General features: G+C 72.5%; 15 protein-coding genes, 1 tRNA gene and 3 pseudogenes. 11 read left to right on the top strand and 8 right to left on the bottom strand.

Annotated features, from left to right (window positions below; genetic code table 11):
• Positions 1-23 precede the first annotated feature (23 nt).
• Entirely contained in the window at positions 24-230 is a 207-nt protein-coding gene (locus Sfulv_RS25640; RefSeq protein ID WP_256669108.1) for a hypothetical protein, read from the top strand.
• A 199-nt stretch (positions 231-429) separates the two neighbouring features.
• On the opposite strand, the gene Sfulv_RS25635 is transcribed toward Sfulv_RS25640, so the two are convergent.
• Positions 430-678, bottom strand: a complete 249-nt coding sequence (locus Sfulv_RS25635) for a hypothetical protein (RefSeq protein ID WP_173316841.1) — start codon at positions 676-678, stop codon at positions 430-432.
• A gap of 51 nt (positions 679-729) precedes the next feature.
• Positions 730-951, bottom strand: coding sequence for a hypothetical protein (locus Sfulv_RS25630; protein ID WP_246353234.1), 222 nt, complete (start codon positions 949-951; stop codon positions 730-732).
• A 327-nt stretch (positions 952-1,278) separates the two neighbouring features.
• Between Sfulv_RS25630 and Sfulv_RS25625 the strand changes: the two genes are divergently transcribed.
• From Sfulv_RS25625 to Sfulv_RS25615, 3 genes and pseudogenes are all read left to right on the top strand, one after another.
• Positions 1,279-1,470 (top strand): hypothetical protein, encoded by a 192-nt coding sequence (locus tag Sfulv_RS25625; protein ID WP_246353233.1) that lies wholly within the window; start codon positions 1,279-1,281, stop codon positions 1,468-1,470.
• Positions 1,470-1,712, top strand: a pseudogene (locus tag Sfulv_RS25620) (MFS transporter); the annotation flags it as partial. The gene Sfulv_RS25625 and the pseudogene Sfulv_RS25620, both read left to right, overlap by 1 nt.
• Before the next feature lie 322 nt (positions 1,713-2,034).
• A complete protein-coding gene (locus Sfulv_RS25615; protein WP_173316840.1) occupies positions 2,035-2,922 on the top strand; it encodes a class II fructose-bisphosphate aldolase in 888 nt (295 codons plus the stop codon).
• Positions 2,923-3,055: 133 nt separating this feature from the next.
• On the opposite strand, the pseudogene Sfulv_RS30780 reads toward Sfulv_RS25615, so the two are convergent.
• Both Sfulv_RS30780 and Sfulv_RS25610 read right to left on the bottom strand, forming a co-directional pair.
• Positions 3,056-3,221 (bottom strand): annotated as a pseudogene (locus Sfulv_RS30780) (3-carboxy-cis,cis-muconate cycloisomerase); the annotation flags it as partial.
• Between the two features lie 37 nt (positions 3,222-3,258).
• Entirely contained in the window at positions 3,259-3,789 is a 531-nt protein-coding gene (locus tag Sfulv_RS25610) for a DoxX family membrane protein (protein WP_173316839.1), read from the bottom strand.
• 196 nt (positions 3,790-3,985) lie between these two features.
• Here Sfulv_RS25610 and Sfulv_RS25605 point away from each other — a divergent pair, with 196 nt between their 5' ends.
• Both Sfulv_RS25605 and Sfulv_RS25600 read left to right on the top strand, forming a co-directional pair.
• Positions 3,986-6,001: an NADPH-dependent 2,4-dienoyl-CoA reductase gene (locus tag Sfulv_RS25605; protein WP_173316838.1), complete on the top strand. Its 2,016-nt coding sequence runs from the start codon at positions 3,986-3,988 to the stop codon at positions 5,999-6,001.
• A gap of 34 nt (positions 6,002-6,035) precedes the next feature.
• Positions 6,036-6,614 carry a PadR family transcriptional regulator gene (locus Sfulv_RS25600; RefSeq protein ID WP_173316837.1) on the top strand — a complete coding sequence of 193 codons (579 nt, stop codon included), beginning with the start codon at positions 6,036-6,038 and terminating at the stop codon, positions 6,612-6,614.
• Between the two features lie 22 nt (positions 6,615-6,636).
• On the opposite strand, the gene Sfulv_RS25595 is transcribed toward Sfulv_RS25600, so the two are convergent.
• Both Sfulv_RS25595 and Sfulv_RS25590 read right to left on the bottom strand, forming a co-directional pair.
• Complete coding sequence (locus tag Sfulv_RS25595; protein ID WP_173316836.1) at positions 6,637-7,596, bottom strand: DMT family transporter; 960 nt, start codon at positions 7,594-7,596, stop codon at positions 6,637-6,639.
• Positions 7,593-8,405 (bottom strand): phosphatase PAP2 family protein, encoded by an 813-nt coding sequence (locus Sfulv_RS25590; RefSeq protein WP_173316835.1) that lies wholly within the window; start codon positions 8,403-8,405, stop codon positions 7,593-7,595. Before Sfulv_RS25590 ends, Sfulv_RS25595 begins: the two co-directional genes overlap by 4 nt.
• A 161-nt stretch (positions 8,406-8,566) precedes the next feature.
• On the opposite strand from Sfulv_RS25590, the gene Sfulv_RS25585 reads away from it, so the two are divergent.
• The 5 genes and pseudogenes from Sfulv_RS25585 (at position 8,567) to Sfulv_RS25565 (ending at position 14,407) form a co-directional block, all read left to right on the top strand.
• Positions 8,567-9,202 carry a TetR/AcrR family transcriptional regulator gene (locus Sfulv_RS25585; RefSeq protein ID WP_173316834.1) on the top strand — a complete coding sequence of 212 codons (636 nt, stop codon included), beginning with the start codon at positions 8,567-8,569 and terminating at the stop codon, positions 9,200-9,202.
• A 284-nt stretch (positions 9,203-9,486) separates the two neighbouring features.
• On the top strand, positions 9,487-10,500 hold the full coding sequence (locus tag Sfulv_RS25580; RefSeq protein ID WP_173316833.1) for an SPFH domain-containing protein: 1,014 nt from the start codon (positions 9,487-9,489) through the stop codon (positions 10,498-10,500).
• Positions 10,497-11,395 (top strand): annotated as a pseudogene (locus tag Sfulv_RS25575) (hypothetical protein). Before Sfulv_RS25580 ends, Sfulv_RS25575 begins: the two are co-directional and overlap by 4 nt.
• Before the next feature lie 622 nt (positions 11,396-12,017).
• The gene (locus Sfulv_RS25570; RefSeq protein WP_173318222.1) at positions 12,018-13,808 is read left to right on the top strand and encodes an ABC transporter ATP-binding protein; all 1,791 of its coding nucleotides are present in this window, start codon (positions 12,018-12,020) and stop codon (positions 13,806-13,808) included.
• A 68-nt stretch (positions 13,809-13,876) separates the two neighbouring features.
• On the top strand, positions 13,877-14,407 hold the full coding sequence (locus Sfulv_RS25565; RefSeq protein ID WP_173316832.1) for a nucleotide triphosphate diphosphatase NUDT15: 531 nt from the start codon (positions 13,877-13,879) through the stop codon (positions 14,405-14,407).
• Between the two features lie 158 nt (positions 14,408-14,565).
• Here the strand turns inward: Sfulv_RS25565 and Sfulv_RS25560 are convergent.
• Together Sfulv_RS25560 and Sfulv_RS25555 are read right to left on the bottom strand one after the other, a co-directional pair.
• A tRNA-Pro gene (locus Sfulv_RS25560) sits at positions 14,566-14,639 on the bottom strand.
• Between the two features lie 50 nt (positions 14,640-14,689).
• Positions 14,690-17,341, bottom strand: a complete 2,652-nt coding sequence (locus tag Sfulv_RS25555; protein WP_173316831.1) for an ATP-binding protein — start codon at positions 17,339-17,341, stop codon at positions 14,690-14,692.
• Positions 17,342-17,434: the final 93 nt, after the last annotated feature.

Below are 17,434 nucleotides of genomic sequence, written 5' to 3'. Positions count from 1 at the left end.
TCGACAGGTTCCCCCTCGGCGCGGTGATCAACAGAGGACCGGCCTTGTGGGGCGCCCAGATGCACGGCCAGCGTTACATCCCCATGCTGCTGGACCGTGTCGCCGCCGGGGAGCTGAGCACGTCCCATCTCGCGACGCACAGCGTCACCCTGAACGAGGCGCCCAGCGCGTACGACATGTTCAAGCACAAGTCCGACGGCTGCGTCCGCGCGGTCATCCGGCCCGAATAGTGACCCGAATGGTGAGGGGCCGGGACGGCGACGGAGGAGGGAAGTCGTTCCCACCCCCGTCGCCGTCGCGCGTGCCGTGGAGGGGGAGGGACGGAGTGCTCGGCCATATCGCCCGGCCCTGCACCCCCCAGGGATGATCGTGACGGCCCAACTCGACGGGACCCGCCCGGCTGAGACCGGTCGTCCGAAAGCGAGGGCTTCAGCCGCCGAGCTTGCCGACCGCGTCGTCCAGCGACGCGGCCATCAGGGTCATGGCCTGTGGGGCGGGGTGGGCGGTGCCCAGGCGGTCCACGAGCTCCGCCCTTGTGAGTACAACCGCCGCGCCCCGGAGGTCATCGCCGCGGCGGGTGGCCCGGTCGGCCACCCGGGCGCGGCCCTCCAGAAGGACCAGGGCGGAGTCGTCGTCGGCCGCGTCCAGCAACTCGCGGAGCAGAGCCTCGTCGATCATCACGTTCCGCCTTCCCGTTTTCTCCGCTTTCGATGGGCCTTCTCCTCCGTCTCACCGGCCATAGGCGTCCCTACGGGCCAGCGGCCCGACGTCGGAGTGCCGACCGGGGCGGACGGCGGCGTGGCGTTGTCCGGGTCCCGGACCGCCGCGTGCGGCGAGCGCGTCGGCGACGGCTCCCGTGGCGAAGGCGTAGACGGCCTTGTGCAGCACGTCGACGACGAGCTCCTTGCGAGGCCAGGTGGAAGGCGGGGCGACCGGTGACGGCTTGCTCAAGTTTCTCGCCGAGAGTCATCACGACACCGCCGACGGTGCCGGCGATCAGACCCCGCCACAGCCACCTGAGCGGCGCCGACTCACCGCGCCCGCGCCGGAAACGCGCCTGTCCGCCCATCCGCCCGACCGCCGGGGAGAGAGCCTCCCGGCACCCTGCTCACGCGACAGCCTGCGCGATCAAGGCGGACCACACCCCCGCGTGCAAGGCCCCTGCCGCCGGAAGCACCACTCCCCGTCGTCCTCTCCGGCAAACTCCTCGGCGCTGCCTGGGTCACCGCCTTCACCGCCCTGTTCCTCGTCATCACGGGCCTGGCATCCACCCTCGACATGCCCGACGTGCACTCCCTGCTCTGGCCCACGGGCTCCGGCTTCGTCGTCGGCCTGCTGTACGTCGCCGAAGGCGCCCAGCGCCGCAACCTGCTCCACTACACCCTCGGCACCTGGCTCGCCCTGACCTCCACCGCGGCACTCCTCTTCGGCATCCTCGCCGGCACAGACTGGCCGTCCTCGCGGCCCTGATGCTGGCCGCGTTCACCTTCAACACCACGGAGAACCTGCCGATCGGGCTGCTCGAACTCGTCTCGGCCGATGTGCAGGTGTCACTCTCGGCGGTGGGCTATCTGGTCACCGCCTACGGGCTGACCGTCGCCCTGGCCTCCCTGCCCCTCGCGCACGCCACCCCCTCGATGCCGCGCCGGCATGTGCTCACCGTGCTGCTGGCCGCGTTGGTCCTGTCCAGCCTGGTCTCGGCACTGGGTTCCGGTTGCTGGCTACGGCGCCGTCCCGCCGAATCCGGCCGGACGGCGGACAGCGGCCCCGTCGAGCGGCGCTGATACCGGCGCCTGATGACCCGTCCGTACGGTCCGCGCGGCGCCAGGGCCCGGGCCCAGCGGCCGGTGCCGACCACCGGTAGGGCTGCCGGGTGCTCCAGGAGCACCGAACCCCTCTTCATTTTGCTCGCACTTGCTCGAAACAGGCAGCTTGCGAGCAGATGTTGACATCACACGAGCGGTGCGACACCGTACTGAGCAGGCAGCCGCCGCCTACGCGGAATGCCGTTCACCGCTTCCGTGGAGAAGACCCGTGCCCCTCAGCCCGACCGATGCCATCACCGGCTCCGCGTACACCCGGCGGTCAGGGGTGGGCGCGTTCAACGTCGTTCAGATCGAGCACGCCCAGGCCATCGTCGCCGGGGCCGAGCGCGCCGGTCTGCCCGTCGTCCTCCAGATCAGCGAGAACACGGTCCGCTACCACGGCTCACTCGCCCCCATCGGCCTCGCCTCCCTCGCGCTGGCCAGGGCCGCGAGCGTACCGGTGGCGGTCCACCTCGACCACGCGGAATCAGCCGAGCTGGTCCACGAAGCGGTCGAACTCGGCTTCACCTCGGTCATGTTCGACGCCTCCAAGCTCCCGTACGAGCAGAATCTCGCCGCCACCCGGGACGTCACGGAGTACTGCCACCGTGCGCACGTCTGGGTCGAGGCCGAGCTGGGGGAGGTCGGGGGCAAGGACGGCGCTCACGCCCCCGGAGTTCGCACCGACCCCGAGGAGGCCCGGGCCTTCGTGGCGGCCACGGCCGTCGACGCCCTGGCCGTCGCCGTGGGCAGCTCGCACGCCATGCTCACCCGGGACGCCGTGCTCGACCTCGCGCTCATCGCACGGCTCCGGGCAGCCGTCCGGGTCCCCCTGGTGCTGCACGGCTCGTCGGGCGTCGGTGACAGCGGTCTCGTGCGAGCGGTGACAGCCGGAATGACGAAAGTGAACATTTCCACACATCTGAACAAGATCTTCACCCGCACCCTGCGCGACCAGCTGGACGCGGCGCCCGAGGTCGTCGATCCCCGCAGGTACCTCGGCCCCGCCCGGCACGCCGTGGAGTCCGAGGTGGCCAGGCTGCTGGGCGTGCTCGCGTCGCCGTCAGCGTCCGGGGCGCGTCCGTCCCCCGAATGCCCGGCGTATCAGGAGGCGTGAGCCCTTCACCGGCTGCTCACCCCTCCCCGTCCAGCGTGAACACCGACCGCGCCGTCCCTTGCCCCTGGGCCCGGTGCGCCGAAGTGTCCGCGCAGGGCGGCGAGCACAGCCGCGGGCCGCTCGACAGGTGCCAGACCCGCTCCGAGACGATCAGCCCACCGGTGAGGTGCAGGTTTCCGCACGCGGGCGGGGCGCACCCGCAGCCCGGTCACCAGCTCGGCCGCGTCCCGGGCCGCTCCCCCGGCCGGCAGCAGCAGGTCGCGTGAGGTCTCCCCCTCCGCGTGCCAGGCACCTGCGGGCCCTCCTCAGCGCCGTACGACTGCCGGACCCCGCGGCCTACTCCGCCTCGGCCTCAACCCGGGCCGCCTGCCCCTTGGCACGCCTGCCGACGACGGCGGCCGCGGCGAGCGCGCTTCCGGCGAAGGCCAGGGCGACCACCCACGGCCCGTCCAGGACGTGCCCTGTGACCTCGTCCAGCGAGTAGCGGCCGGGGCCGCTGAGCCCGATCGCGGCGGCGGTGAAGCCGAGGAAGGCCGGGTACTCGTACCCGCCGCCCTGCGCGAAGAAGCCCGCCGGCGCGTGTACGGCCACAGCGCCCGCCATCGCGCCGGCCGCAGCGGCTCCGGCCGCGGGTGTGGCGAGCCCGAGGGCGAGGAGAACCCCGCCGCCCGCCTCGCCCAGTCCGGCGGCGACCGCGCTGTGCCTGGGCGGCTGGAAGCCCATGGCCTCCATGGCGGCCGTGGTCCCTCGGATCCCACCGCCCCCGAACCAGCCGGCCAGCTTCTGCGAACCGTGGGCGGCGAGGACCGCTCCCGTACCGACGCGCAGGACGAGCAGGCCGAGGTCACGCCGGTTGAGGCAAACCATGGGTGTCTCCCGGGGATGGGGTGGCGAGCAGTACGCGTCCACTGTCCTCGGACCGGAGACTCCGGGTGCGATCGTGCTACGCCGTCCGGGCGCGGTGCCCGCCGCGAGTGCGACGTACGTCATTATGCAACTTGTTGCACAATGCGCCTCCCCTGGTCTACAACTGGCTCGACGACACTGCGCGAGGAGACGCCGGATGAACCCGTACCCCACCCTGCTGAGCCCTCTGGACCTGGGGTTCACCACCCTTCCCAACCGGGTGGTCATGGGATCGATGCATACCGGCCTGGAGGAGGCAGAGCGTGGCTTCGAACGCATGGCAGCCTTCTACGCGGCCCGTGCCCGTGGCGGGGTCGGCCTCATGGTGACCGGTGGCATCGCGCCCAGTGCGCGCGCCTGCTCGTTCCCCGGCGGCGCGAAGATGACGACCGAGGCCGAAGCCGATCAGCACCGCCAGGTGACCGACGCCGTGCACGCGGCCGGTGGCCGGATCGCGATGCAGATCCTCCACTTCGGGCGGTACGCCCACCACGCCGACCTGGTCGCGCCCAGCGCGCTCAAGGCTCCGATCAGCGGCTTCACCCCGCACGCACTGACCGACGACGAGGTGGAGGAGACCGTCGAGGACTTCGTCCGGGCCGCCGGGCTCGCGCGGCGCGCGGGGTACGACGGCGTCGAGATCATGGGCTCCGAGGGGTACCTGATCAACGAGTTCATCGTCGCCGCCACCAACCACCGCACCGACCGCTGGGGCGGCAGCTACGAGAACCGCATCCGGCTGCCGCTGGAGATCGTGCGCCGGGTCCGCGAGCGTGTCGGCACCGACTTCATCCTCATCTACCGGCTCTCGATGCTGGACCTGGTCCCCGGCGGCTCCACCCTGGAGGAGGTCGTCCAGCTGGCCCGCGAGGTGGAGGCGGCCGGCGCCACGATCATCAACACCGGGATCGGCTGGCACGAGGCGCGCATCCCCACCATCGCCACGTCGGTGCCGCGCGGCGCCTTCACCTGGGTGACCGAGAAGGTGCGCGGCGCCGTCTCCGTACCCCTGGTGACCAGCAACCGCGTCAACACCCCCGAGGTCGCCGAGGAGATCCTGGCCTCGGGCCGGGCCGACATGGTGTCCATGGCCCGGCCGTTCCTGGCGGACCCCGACTTCGTCGTCAAGGCGGCGGCGGACCGCGCCGACGCGATCAACACCTGCATCGGCTGCAACCAGGCGTGCCTGGACCACGTCTTCAGCCTCCAGATCACGTCGTGCCTGGTCAATCCGCGCGCCTGCCACGAGACCGAGCTGGTGCTCCTGCCGACCCGGACCCGCAAGCACGTCGCCGTCGTCGGCGCGGGTCCGGCCGGTCTGGCCTGTGCGGTCACGGCATCCGAGCGCGGGCACGCGGTGACGCTGTTCGACCTGGCCGAGGAGATCGGCGGCCAGCTCGACGTGGCGCGCCGCGTTCCCGGCAAGGAGGAGTTCGACGAGACGCTGCGCTACTTCCGTACGCGGCTCAGGGAGCAGGGCATCGAGGTCCGGCTCGGCACCCGGGCCACGGCGGAGATGCTCGGCGACTTCGACGAGGTCGTCATCGCGACCGGCGTGGAGCCCCGCACCCCCGCGATCCCGGGCGTGGACCACCCCAGCGTGGTCAGCTACCTCGACGTGCTCCGGGACGGGGCACCGGTCGGCGACCGCGTCGCGGTCATCGGCGCGGGCGGTATCGGTTTCGACGTCGCCGCGTTCCTCACGGACGGCGGTGACGCGGCCTCGCTGGACGCCGAGGTGTTCTCCCGGCAGTGGGGCATCGACACCTCGTACGCGGGCCGGGGCGGGCTCCGCGCTCCCGAGCGGCCGAAGCCGCCGCGCACCGTGCACCTGGTCCAGCGCAAGGCGAGCAAGGTCGGGGCCGGTCTCGGCAGGACCACGGGATGGATTCACCGCACCGAACTGCGCCACCGAGGCGTCACGATGATCGCGGGGGCCTCCTACGACCTCATCGACGACGAGGGCCTCCACCTGACCGTGGACGGCGAGCGGCACGTGCTGGCCGTCGACACCGTCGTCCTGTGCGCGGGCCAGGAACCGCGACGGGCGCTGTACGAGGAGATGGCCGCCGCCGGCCGGCCGGTGCACCTGATCGGCGGCGCCGACGTGGCGGCCGAACTGGACGCCAAGCGGGCGATCCGCCAGGGTACGGAGCTCGCCGCGACCCTGTGAACCGCCGGGACCGCCTCTCCTTAGGATGCACTCCATGTCACTCCCCCACGCGATCCTCACCGCCCTGCTGGAGAAGCCGTCGTCGGGGCTGGAGCTGACGCGCAGGTTCGACCGGTCGATCGGCTACTTCTGGTCGTCCACGCACCAGCAGATCTACCGCGAGCTGGGGAAGCTGGAGCGGTCCGGGCAGATCCGGGCCCTGCCGTCGGCTCAGCCGGCGCGTGGGCAGAAGAAGGAGTACGAGGTCCTGCCCGCGGGCCGCGAGGAACTGGCGGCCTGGATCGCGCTGCCCGAGGACCCCCGGCCGGTACGCGATCCGCTGCTGCTGCGCATGCGGGCGGCGGCGGTCGTCGGCGCGGAGGGGCTGGGTGCGGAGCTGCGCCGCCATCTCGCCCTGCACCGAAGCCAGTTGGAGGAGTACCTGCGTATCGAGGAGCGGGACTTCCCGCCCGAGCGGACCGCCGACGAGGACCGGCTGCGGCATATCGTCCTGCGCGGCGGGATCGACATGGAGACGTTCTGGATCGGCTGGCTGACCAGGGCCCTTGCCGACGAGCCGGTCCTCCGCGAAGGCCCCGCCGCACTGGACGAGCCCGCCCCTGCCGAGGGCTGAGACCAAGCGGAACTGCCTGTGCTCACCCCGCCCGCGAGGTCACCGCCTCGGCGCCACGCGGCTGCCGGTGACGTGCGCGGGGACTGCAGATGACCACCCGCGACGGCGCCGGGGCGGCCGGCGGGACGGTGTCCGCGGCGGCCGGCCCGGCCGCCTTCGCGGTGGCCCTGCTGAGCAGGATCACCCCGCCTACGGCAGCGGCGGTGCCGAACAGCGCGGACACCAGGCCGGCCACCCCGCCCTGGAGCCGCTCGCCCAGCAGCGCCGTCCCGACAGCGGCGGCGGCCACCGGGTTGGCCAGCGTGACGACGGCGAGCGGAGCGCCGAGGCCGCGCCTGAACGCGATCTGCGCCAGCAGCAGACCGCCCATCGCGAAGACCGAGATGAACAGGGCGACGGTCACCAGCCGCCAGCTGACCAGCGGGCCCGTGGTGTGGTCGGTGACGGCGACCGTGAGGGTCTGGGTGAGCGCGGAAGCGACTCCGGACGTGATGCCGGCCGCCGTCGCGTGCCGCAGGCCGGGCCGGGAGCCGGGCCTGCCGAGTACGGCGACGACCGCCATCGTCGCCCCTCCGACGCCGAGCGCCTCCGGCAGCGTCAGCGTCCGGTGCGCGGCGCCGCCACCGCCTGCGGCGAGCAGCAGCGCGCCGAGGCCGAGCAGGGTCAGGACCGTGCCGCGCCATTCGGTACGGGTGACCCGGCGCCCCGCCGAGCGCGCGCCGAGGGGGACCGCGGCGACGAGCGTGAGCGCGCCGAGGGGCTGGACCAGGGTCAGCGGACCGTACTTGAGCGCGACCACGTGCAGCAGCGCGCCTGCGGCGTTGAGACCGACCGCCGACCACCAGGCGCCCCGGCGCAGCATGCGCAGCACCCCGGTGGAAGGCTCGGTGCGTCCGGCGAGCCTCGCCTGCGCGACGGCGGCCAGCGCGTAGGCGGCGGCGGAGACGAGGGACAGCGCGACCGCGATGAGGGTGGCGTTCATCGCGGGCCTCCGGCCCGGGCGAGCGCCGTCGCGGCGCTCGGCACCGGGATGGCGGGCCACGGGTGGTGGACACGGGGCCGGGCGGTATGCGGCGGACGCAGCGCGGCGAAAGCGACGGCGAGCAGTGCCGATACGACGATGGCGTCCAGCCAGTAGTGGTTGGCGGTGCCCACGATGACGAGCAGCGTGGCCGCCGGGTGCAGCAGCCACAGCCAGCGCCACCGGGAGCGGGTCGCGACGATCAGGCCCACGGCGACCATGGCGGCCCAGCCGAAGTGCAGGGAGGGCATCGCGGCGAACTGGTTGGCCATGGAGTCCGTCGCGGGTGTGTCCCCGTACACCGTCGGGCCGTACACCTGACCGGTGTCGACGAGGGCGGCGGCGTCCAGCATGCGGGGCGGGGCGAGCGGGAAGAGCAGGTGGAGCGCGAGCGCGGCTCCGGTCAGCACCGCGAGGATGCGGCGCGACCAGACGTAGTGACGGGGGCGGCGCCGGTACAGCCACAGCAGGAACAGCAGCGTGGCCGGGAAGTGGACGGTCGCGTAGTACGTGTTCGCCGCGTGGACCAGGGTGTCGCCGCGCAGCAGGAGGGCCTGTACCGCCCCTTCGCCCGGCAGTCGCACGGCGCGCTCGAAGCTCCAGACGTGTCCGGCGTTGCGGAACGCCTCCTCGACGTGTCCGTTCGCGGCCTGTCGGCCGAGTTTGTAGACGAGGAAGAGTCCTGCGACGAGAAGGAGCTCACGGACGAGAGGTGGTCGGGCAGAACTGTCCGGCTCCCGTTGCGCAGGCTCGCTGCGGGCGTACATCACCCGGTGCCCCTTTGCTGACGAAGCGCTGTTTAGGCGGCGTGGTCCGGTCCACGCCTTATCGATACGCCAGTGTACCGATACGCGACCGTATCGGTACACCCACGTATCGGTAGACTGCGTACCGAAGGTCCTCGTCGCACCGCCGCTGAGAGGGAAAGCACATGTCGTCGCACGACCCCGCGCAGGATTCAGCAGCCACGTCCCGCCGGTCGAAGATCACTCCGGAGCGGGCGCAGGAGCTCTACGCGGCGGTGCTGGACCTGATCCGGGAAAGTGGTTACGAGGCGCTGACCATGGAGGGAGTCGCCGCCCGCACCCGCTGCGGCAAGTCGACGCTCTACCGGCAGTGGGGCACCAAGCCCGAGCTGGTGGTGGCCGCCCTGCACGGCACCAGGCGCATGCTGCTCCCGCCCATCGACACCGGCTCGCTCGCGGGCGACCTGCGGGAGGCGGCGCGTGCCATCGGCGCCGCCTCCGGGCACGACACCCCGCTGTCCCACGCGCTGAGCCACGCCGCCCTGCAGAGCCCCGAGCTCCTGTGCGCACTGCGGGAGGCGCTGATCCTGCCGCAGATCGCGGCGATCGAGGACATGGTCCGGCGCGGCCGTGAGCGTGGCGAGATCGCGCCCGACGCCCCGGCGGCCGAGTTCGTGGCCGCGCAGCTCCTGGGCGTCATGAGGGCGCGGCCCCTGCTGGAGATGGAGTACGCCGATGAGGCGTACCTCACCCGCTTCGTGGAGAGCTCGGTCCTGCCCGCGCTGGGCCTCGGCGCCCAGGCGGCCCCCTCCGGGGCCTGAAGAACGTGGCCGTCGCCCCAGCGGAGGACGACGGCCCGCCCGCGCCGCACCGTGGGGACGGGGGCGGCGCACCGTCCGGCCGGTGACCTCGCGAGGGGCCACCGGCCGGCCGCCTCTCCGGGCCGGCGCACGGCGGCCCCTCTCACCCGCCGGCCTCCTGACGGAGGAACGGGGAACGGTGACACTCGCCGTCACAGTGAACCGGTCCCCCCTTTTCGTCCGCTTGACGAATAACCTTTCCCCTCATTATCGTCTGAGTGACGACAACAAGGGAGCCGATACACATGGCCGACATCACCAGGCGCTTCGGCTGGCGCCACCTGCGCTCCGCGCCGACCGCCCACATCCGCCATCACAAGCGCGGCAAGCTCAGCCACGACGGCACGGGGCTCAGCTTCTGGTACCGCTCGCTGACCGCGGCGCTCTCCGAAATCCCCGTCGACGACCGCGAACTCGCCATGGCCTTCCACGCCCGCACCGCCGACTTCCAGGACGTCACCGTGCAGGCCACCGTGACGTACCGGATCAGCGACCCGGCCGGAGCGGCGGCGCGGCTGGACTTCTCCGTGGACCCGGACACCGGCGCCTGGCGCAGCGCGCCGCTCGAGCAGATCGGCACCCTGCTCACGGAGACCGCCCAGCAGCACACGCTCGACGTTCTGGCCCGCACGCCCCTCGCCGTCGCGCTCGTGGACGGCGTCGTCGCCGTACGGGAAAGGGTCGCCGCCGGGCTCGCCGCCGAACCCCGCCTGCCCGACACCGGCATCGACGTGGTGGCCGTGCGCGTGGTGGCCATCCGCCCGGAGGCGGAGGTCGAGCGCGCCCTGCGGACCCCCGCGCGCGAGCAGATCCAGCAGGAGGCCGACCGGGCCACCTACGAACGCCGGGCCGTCGCGGTCGAACGCGAACGGACCATCGCGGAGAACGAGCTCGCCAGCCAGATCGAACTGGCCCGCAGAGAAGAACAGTTGGTGGACCAGCGCGGCATCAACGCACGACGGGAGGCCGAGGAGAAGGCAGCGGCGGACGGAGTGCGCACGGAGGCCGAGGCCAGCCGCAAGGTGCGCCTCACCCGCGCGGAGGCGGAGGCGGCGCGCGACATCGGTGCGGCCCGCGCCGAGGCCCAGGCCGCCTGGCTGCGCGTCCACGCGGATGTCGACCCGGGGACCCTGCACGCGCTGGCCGCAACCCGGCTGGCGGAGAACCTGCCGCGCATCGACAGCCTGACCCTCTCCCCCGACCTCCTCACCGGGCTGCTCGCCAAGCTCGGCCGCCCCGAGACCGGGACGCGGCCGTGAGCCTCGCGCCGCGGGCCGTGCTGGTCCACCGCACCACGGAGTACGAGGAGTTGCTGGCCCGGCACGGCACCCACGGCCAGGCGGCCTTCCTCCTCGCCCGGCGCGGCCGGTCCATCGAGGAGGTGGCCCTGCGCCATCACCGCACCCGGCAGGCGCTCACCGAGGTGGCGGCGGCCGTCCCGCTCCAGTGGCGGCGCTCCCGGGTGGAGCGCCAGGACCTCGACCGCTTCCTCTTCGGCCCGGAGGACGTGGTGGTCGTGGTCGGCCAGGACGGGCTGGTCGCCAATGCCGCCAAGTACCTGTCGGGCCAGCCGGTGATCGGGATCGACACCGATCCCGGACGCAATCCGGGGGTTCTCGTACGACACCGCGCCCAGGACGCCCCGGCCCTGCTGCGTGCGGCGGCCGGGCCAGGCGCCCTGGTGGACGACCTCACCATGGTCGAGGCGGTGGCGGACGACACCCAGCGGCTGATCGCGCTGAACGAGATCTACCTCGGTCCGCCCGGCCACCAGACCGCCCGCTACCACTTGGCCGCCGACGGCGCCCCGCGCGCCGGGGAGGCCCAGGCGTCGTCGGGTGTCCTGGTCGGCACCGGCACGGGCGCGACGGGCTGGCTGCGCTCACTCTGGCTGGAGCGCGGCAGCACCCTGAGCCTGCCCGCCCCTCGGACCCCCGGCTGCTGTGGTTCGTACGCGAGGCGTGGCCGTCGCCCGCGACCGGCACGACCCTGGTGGCGGGTGAACTGGCGCGCGGCCAGGGCCTTGCGCTCACCGTCGAGTCGGACCGCCTGGTGGTGTTCGGCGACGGCATGGAGGCCGACGCCCTGGAACTGACCTGGGGCCAGACCGTCCGGCTCGGCGTCTGCGCCACGTCACTGCGGCTGGCCGTCTGACGCCACCGTCCCAGGCGTGGCGCTCGCCTGCGGACCATGCCGGGCATGGGCAACGTGCATGACAAGAACCACAGGCGCGGGCCATGACAAGGTCGGCGGCCTCCGCAGAACCCGTACGCGTGTGCCTTCGCAAGTGCCCCTCACATCAGCCCGGCGACAGCGGGAACGCGCCGGTCGCGGGCGCTTCACCAACGCAACGCAATCCCCCGATCGAGCGCCTTCCCCCGCATGAGTGATTCGAACGCAGGATTACGGTCGCCGCGCCTGAGACTCCACGGGCTACACGCCCTCACGCGAACATCCCTTCGACAAGTAGTCCCCACTCCTCCGTTACGCCCTTCTGATCAGCGGCGTTGTCCGGGCGCTCGTGTCCGACGACACCGTTCCAGGAGGAGCAGATGAGTTCTGTCCGTACCCGCCGTGCACGTTTGCGCGTTCATCGCACGTTCGAAGTGTTCCGTGCGGCCCTCGGCCTGTCCCCCGTGCCCGGCGTTGACGCGTCACCAGCGGCGCCGGGCGACACTCCCCCGCCTCCGTGCCCCGCCAGGAGGGCAGGGCCGGGGCTCCGCGCCCCTCCGCGCCGCCCGAGCTGGGCTACACCGGCCGGGCGCACTCCCGGGCGATGGAGGACACGTCGCTGGTGGACATGGCACGCCGCATCCCGGCGGCGCTCGGCGCCACCTTCCGGCTGGCCTGGTCGGTCGACCGGCGCATGGTCGCGACCGTGCTCGTCTGCCAGGTCCTCTCGGGCATCGGCACCGCCGTGATGCTCGCCGCCGTGGCGGACGCCATGGGGCCCCTGTTCGGCGCCACCCACCCGGCGGCGGGTCTGCGGGAGGCCGGCCCCTCGCTGCTGGTGGCGGGCGTCGCCCTCGGAGCGGGTTCGGGCGCGTGGATCGTGGCCGACTGGGCCACCCGCAGGCTGAACCCGCAGGTCGCTTCGGCCGCGGACCTCGCGATGGTGGACCTGCTCATGCGGGTCGAGCTCTCCGCGTACGACGAGGAGGGGTTCACCGACCGCAGCCAGGCGGCGGAGACCGGCGCCCTGCGGGCCGTCGACCTCGCCGAGGACGCCAAGAACATGACCAACGGCCTCGTGCAGCTCGTCTCGGCCGCCTCCGTGCTCACCGTGCTGCACCCGCTGCTCCTCGGCGTACTGCTGCTGTCCGTGGTGCCGCGCGGGATGGGCGGGGTGATCAGTGCCCGGATCGACTACCGGGTGTTCGACGCGTCCGTCTCGGCCCGCAACACCCGGGGCATGATGCGGTGGTTCCTCACGACGCCGACACTCGCCGATGAGCTGCGCGCCAACACCATGCGCCCCTACCTGCACTTCTGGTACCGCACGATGTGCGACCGCGTGGAGGGCAGAGCGCTCGCCGCGGCCCCGCTGCACCTGCGGGTCAACACCTTCGCCGCCTCGCTCAGTGGCGTGTTCACGGTCGGGATGTGGGGCTCGCTGGCCGCGCTCGTCGTGTCGGACCGGATGACACTCGCCCTCGCGGGCACCGCGATCGTCGCCTCCCAGACGGCGGGCCGCTCACTGAACTCGGTGATCCGCTACGGCGCGGCGATGTTCCACCACGCCCTCTACCTGGACGACTACCACCGCTTCCTCGGCCGGGCCGGGGAACTGACCACCCGCCGCGGCGGCGCGAAGCCCGAGGCCCCCGCCGAGATCCGGCTCACCGGGGCCGCCTTCAGCTATCCGGAGAAGCGCACGCCCGCCCTGCACCCGGTCTCCCTCACGCTGCGCCGGGGCGAGGTCGTGGCGCTCGTCGGTGAGAACGGGGCCGGCAAGTCGACGCTCGTACGCCTGCTGACCGGGCTGACGCTCCCCACCGCCGGTTCGGTGCACTGGGACGACACCGACCTGGCCACGGCGGACGCCGAATCGGTATGGCGACATGTCGGCCTCGTACCCCAGCAGAACGGCCACTGGCCGCTCGCCGCACGCGAGAACATCGACCTCGGCCAGCCCCGGACGCACGGCGACGACCTGGTGTGGCAGGCCGCCGAACAGGTCGGCATGGACGAGGTGATCCGGGAGCTGCCCGCCGGTCTGGACACGCTGCTCGCCCGCTCCCTGTGGGGCGGACACGAGCTGTCGGGGGGTCAGTGGCAACGGCTGGCGTGCGCCCGCGCGATGTACCGCAGCCCCGGCCTGCTGATCCTCGACGAGCCCACCAGCGAGATGGACGCACGGGGTGAGCACCGGATCTTCTCGGAGCTGCGCGGGATGGCACGGGACCGGATCACCCTGGTGGTCACCCACCGCCTGGACAATGTGAAAATGGCCGACCGGATCATCGTCCTCGACAAGGGCAGCATCCGGGAGGAAGGGACCTTCGGACAACTGACGGACGCGGGCGGCCTCTTCGCCGAGCTGTACGCGCTGTCGCAGGACCGCTGACGCCTCCGGGCGCCGCGTCCGCACATCGGCGCGGCGCCCCCGTTCCGTACGCGCAGGGAGCACACGGCATGACCACTGATTCCGACGACCGTCATACCCGCAACACCCGTCCGCCGGTGGCACAGGCCGCGCTCGGTGTGGGCGTCATCGTGCAGGACCAGGAGGGCCGCATCCTGCTGGGACGGCACCGGAGCGGTACGTGGGAACTGCCCGGCGGCAAGGTCGATCCCACGAACGAGTCCATCGCCGCCGCGGCCGTGAGGGAACTGCGCGAGGAGACCGGACTGGAGGTCGCCGAGCACGCGGTGACCGTATTCGCGATGGTGCACGACGTGGTGGGCGGCATCAACCGCATCTCGATGGGAGCCCAGGTCACCGTGGGGTCCGAAGTCCCCGAGGTGACCGAGCCCGAGCTCATCAGCGCATGGCGGTGGACCGGGCTCGACGAGATCCCGGAGCCGCTGTTCCACCCCTCGGCCCAGGTCCTGGCGGCCTGGCGGCCGGACCTCGCCATCGAGCACCCGGCGGCACACTGCCTGCCGATCGGCGCGGCGCCAGGAGCCGGCCGGCCGGGTACGCCGGTTCCGGGCACTCCGTGATACGGGGCAGCGGGGCCTGATGCATGAAGAGGGCACACACCGGGTGATCCGGGACCATCCACCTGCGGGGGATGGTCCCGGCTGACGTACTGGACGGAAACGATCAGGGCCGGTATCGAATTTCTCCGATACCGGCCCTGATCTACGACTCTCTTGAGTCGGGACGACAGGATTTGAACCTGCGACCCCTTGACCCCCAGTCAAGTGCGCTACCAAGCTGCGCCACGTCCCGATGCGTTTCCGCCCGGTCGTCCCGGGTGGCCGCGCATGGGAAACATTACCTCACTCCGAGGAGCGCAATGACGCCCGTGCCTGCTGGGCGCGGGCCGCGAGGCCCTCCGCTCCGCAGGCCGTCGCCATCTTCTGGGCCTTCGCCAGTTCCCGTGCGGAACCGATCGCGATCCCGTGGTCCAGCCGGGCCAGGACATGCTCGTACACCGATGTCGTCGGGGTCCTCTCCAGGTGGCGGACAGCTTCCGACAGCAGGTGCTCCGACTCCTCGGGAGGTGCGAAGAGGGCGACACAGCGCAGGGCCTCGCCGATCGCCGTGTCCGTTCCGAAGCGTTCGGCGTGGACGCGGGCACCGGCGGCGAGCCGGGCGCCGCGGGCCGGGTCCACGTCGACCAGCGCACGGGCGAGGTCGCAGGCCCATGGCGCCCAGACGACGTTGAAGCGCTCACGGGCCTCCAGCGCGACGCCCGCGGCTTCGAGTTCGGCGATGGCCTCCTCGGTACGGCCTTCGGCGAGAAGCAGCCGGCCGCGTACGCACGGGCCGTCGGGCAGCACCATGGCGCTGGGGTACGGCGCACCGAAGTCGTAGCGGTCGGCGACCAGCCGGGCCTCCGATATGCGGCCGCGGGCGAGCAGGGTGTCGATGAGCAGACAGGCCGCGTCCCAGTGGACGGGCAGTCCGCTGCCGACGCGGTCGGCGAGGCGCAGGCCCTCGCGCAGGAAGCCCTCCGCTTCGGCGAGGCGCCCGCGACGGCGGTGGACGAGCCCGAGGAGTGTGTGGGCGAAGGCGAGGTGCGCACCGCTCCAGCCGGAGATCTCGAAGGCGCGCACGGCCTCGCCGAACAGTTCCTCCGCCCGGTCGAGCTGGTCCGTGAACGCGTAGGTGATACCGACGAGGGTGGGGAGCTCGAAGCCCCATTCGGTGTCGGTCCAGCCGAGCCCGCGGGCGGGATGTCCGTTGACGAGTGCGCGTTCGCAGAGGTCGACGACGAGCTGGGCGTTCTCGCCGCGGAGCATGGCGTCGAAGGCGCGCAGGGTCAGCAGGGCCCGTTCGGCGTTGTCCCTGCCGGCCAGGTGGTCCGCGTTGCGGGAGAGCCTGCGTGAGCGGGCGGGACCGTCGTCCTCGACCGCCTGCATGCCCTCCCACAGGAAGTGCCCGGCCTGCAGTCGCATCAGCCCGGGTCCCGGGGCGGTGCGGGACGCCTCGGCGGCGAGGGAGATCGCCGCCTCCTTCAGCTGGTTGTTGTGGGCGAGCGCTGCCGCCAGCCGGAAGGTGGCGTCGATCCGCAGGTCGTCGCCGAGCCCCGGCATGTCGAGGGCCGCGCGGAGGTGCTGCACGGTGGTGGGCGGCGAACTGAGCAGGGTGGCGCAGCCCAGTTCGTACAGTACGGCCGCCTTGTCCTGCGGGCGCGGCGGTTCTTCCAACGCCCGTTCGAGACACCGTCTGGCCGCTTCCGGGGCGCCGACGGCAAGGTGCTGGCCCGCGGCCTCGCGGAGCTGCGCGACCAGTTCCTGATCGTCGTCCGGGTGGACTTCGAGCAGGTGGCGGGAGGCCGCGGCGGCGCCGAGACCGGCCCGGGTGATCGCCCAGGCGGCCCTGCCGTGGAAAGCGGTGCGGTTGGCCGGCGGGATCGAGCGGTACACGGCGGTGGCGATCAGCGGGTGGACGAACTCAAGGGGGTCGAAACCGCTGACGATACGGGCGTCGCGCAGCCGGGCGGTGCAGTCGGCGGCCTCCGCCGAGCTCATTCCGGCCAGGGTGGCGGCCACCTCCTGGGAGATGTCGGTACCGAGCACGGCGGCGGCCCAGGCGAACCGGTTGGCGTTGGTGCCCAGCCGTTCGAGCCGGGCGACGAGCCCACTGCCGCGCGCTGACGCGCCGAGTTCCCGCAGCATGCCGGCGGATTCCTCGACCGGCGGCAGCTCGCGGTCCTGCACCTTGGCGACGAGTTCGACTGCCTCGTACGGGTTGCCGCCGGTGACGGCCCACACCTCGCGGCAGAAGGGGTCGTCCGCGTGCTCACCGAGGGCCGCGCGGACCAGTTCGGCGGTGGCGTCCGGGGTGAGTGCGCGCAGGGCGACCCGGACGAGGCCCTTGTGGCCGGGTGGCTCGGTGTGGGCGGCGCTCAGGGCGGCGTTGCGTTCGGCCAGCTCCTGTGGGCGGTGGGCCTGGACGACCAGGACCGGCAGCTCGCTCAGGCGCGCGGTGAACGAGGCGAGCCAGGCGAGGGATTCACCGTCCGCCCAGTGCGCGTCGTCCACCATGAGCAGCAGCGGCCGGTGGCTGAGCCGCGAGGCGAGCCGGCCCACGACGAAGTCGAGGCCGTCCCGGACACCCTGCGGATCGGGCTGCGGGCCGGTCGGTTCGGCGAGGCCGAGCGCGGGAGCGGTGATCTCGTACCAGTCGCCGAACAGAACCCGCGTCTCGTCCTCGGGGAACTGGTCCAGTGCGGGCTGCAACAACTGGCGTACGACATGGAACGGTACGGAGGTGACGGTCTCACCGCCCCGGGCGGACCAGACGGTGCACCGGCCGGCCGCCATGGTCCGGACCTCGGCGAGCAGCGCGGTCTTGCCGATGCCCGCCTCGCCGCTGAAGACCAGTAACCCGCCGGACGCCTGGGCGCCGCACAGGGCGTCCACGGCTTGTGCGGCAGCGGCGAGTTCCGGTTCGCGCTCGTACAACGGCCGGGACGGCTTCATGCCCACCCTTCCCCTAGTCCGGCAGTGAAGACTGTCGAGACTAGTCGTGCGCGACGCCCCGCGGGCGGGGTTCCGATGAGTTCGCCGCAGGTG

The organism is Streptomyces fulvorobeus, from assembly GCF_013167895.1.
In the GTDB taxonomy this organism is placed as follows: Bacteria; Actinomycetota; Actinomycetes; order Streptomycetales; family Streptomycetaceae; genus Streptomyces; species Streptomyces fulvorobeus.
Note: the sequence above shows the minus strand (reverse complement) of the source record. Positions and strands in the feature narration are given on the sequence as shown.

What these genes read in the sequence shown, in the direction of transcription:
- Sfulv_RS25635 (WP_173316841.1), bottom strand. Translation starts at nt 678, where the DNA reads ATGATCGACGAGGCTCTGCTCCGCGAGTTGCTGGACGCGGCCGACGAC.
- Sfulv_RS25625 (WP_246353233.1), top strand. Translation starts at nt 1,279, where the DNA reads ATGCCCGACGTGCACTCCCTGCTCTGGCCCACGGGCTCCGGCTTCGTC.
- Sfulv_RS25610 (WP_173316839.1), bottom strand. Translation starts at nt 3,789, where the DNA reads ATGGTTTGCCTCAACCGGCGTGACCTCGGCCTGCTCGTCCTGCGCGTC.
- Sfulv_RS25605 (WP_173316838.1), top strand. Translation starts at nt 3,986, where the DNA reads ATGAACCCGTACCCCACCCTGCTGAGCCCTCTGGACCTGGGGTTCACC.
- Sfulv_RS25600 (WP_173316837.1), top strand. Translation starts at nt 6,036, where the DNA reads ATGTCACTCCCCCACGCGATCCTCACCGCCCTGCTGGAGAAGCCGTCG.
- Sfulv_RS25595 (WP_173316836.1), bottom strand. Translation starts at nt 7,596, where the DNA reads ATGAACGCCACCCTCATCGCGGTCGCGCTGTCCCTCGTCTCCGCCGCC.
- Sfulv_RS25585 (WP_173316834.1), top strand. Translation starts at nt 8,567, where the DNA reads ATGTCGTCGCACGACCCCGCGCAGGATTCAGCAGCCACGTCCCGCCGG.
- Sfulv_RS25580 (WP_173316833.1), top strand. Translation starts at nt 9,487, where the DNA reads ATGGCCGACATCACCAGGCGCTTCGGCTGGCGCCACCTGCGCTCCGCG.
- Sfulv_RS25570 (WP_173318222.1), top strand. Translation starts at nt 12,018, where the DNA reads ATGGAGGACACGTCGCTGGTGGACATGGCACGCCGCATCCCGGCGGCG.
- Sfulv_RS25565 (WP_173316832.1), top strand. Translation starts at nt 13,877, where the DNA reads ATGACCACTGATTCCGACGACCGTCATACCCGCAACACCCGTCCGCCG.
- Sfulv_RS25555 (WP_173316831.1), bottom strand. Translation starts at nt 17,341, where the DNA reads ATGAAGCCGTCCCGGCCGTTGTACGAGCGCGAACCGGAACTCGCCGCT.